Raw genomic sequence first — 1,116 nt, 5'->3', positions numbered from 1 at the left:
AAAAACTTTAACATGGGCATCTTGTAGCGGATTTCCGTCTTGATCCTCCACATTAATAACCAAAGAAGGGCTATTTTCAACTTCCGTAATAGGGTCTTCCTCTTTTTTGCATGAAAAAATGCAACCCAAAATCAAAGTAAAAACTAGTAATTGTAAAATCTTTTTCATTGTGTTTTTTTAATACTTACCTACATAGGAAGGATAATCAGGATTCATTTAATAAAGTTTGCTGAAGAAAAGAATGCGTTTTTATGATTCTGGCTCGTAGTCTTCCAAAAACAATTTCACTTATCATCCATTCAAAGGGTTTTCCTTTACAAAATCCCTTCTCATTATTATCCATATGCAAAAAGATAATTTTGTCAGGTATTTTGAAGAACCCCACATGAAGCAATGCTTCACCTACAAAAATGAATAATAGGAATGTGGGCTCCCTCAAACCATTAAAAATTAAACTTATTCTGAAGAATTCCTTAGAACCTTTCAATGGATATAATGGTAGGAAGGCCAAGTCCACGATTCCCCCGCCCTGCTTATTTCTTCTAAAGAAAATTATAAACCATTCCTATCCTGCCTTTAAATTATTATGCAATATTCGAGAATACGAGGGTTGCTTAAAACCCCCTACAGTAGACAATTGGTAGACATAAAAATTAGGACACAAGGCAAAGGACAGTAAAGTGTTGTTTCAGTGGTGCTCAGTCTACTAGTGCTTCGCCTTTATCAAAAGAGCATTACGCTTAAAAAGGAGACCTGAAGAAAGAAGGCCAATTAAAATCAAAGATTCTGGTGAATGACGACTAGGAATAAACTCTTTAGGATTATTAGGAATGTTACTCCTTCCTTCTGTTTAAATTTTACTTGCAAGTCCACAGTTTGGGTAAAAAATGGAGGTAAAACTTAACTCATTTCCAAAAAATTTAGAAAGAAGAAGCTTGGGGGGAGAAAGCTATAAATGGATAGGTTTCGAAAAAGGGCATTAAAAAGCATACCATAATGAATAGGTGTAGATGATTAGGCCTGAGGGATCAAAATCCTCCAAGCCTATTAGCTTAACTCTTAAAAATCCATTTTAAAAGTGGCTAAATATTTGCCTTTCTCGTCATCATAAAATTT

Source organism: Xanthovirga aplysinae (assembly GCF_009711365.1).
Classification (GTDB): Bacteria; Bacteroidota; Bacteroidia; order Cytophagales; family Cyclobacteriaceae; genus Xanthovirga; species Xanthovirga aplysinae.
Note: the sequence above shows the minus strand (reverse complement) of the source record.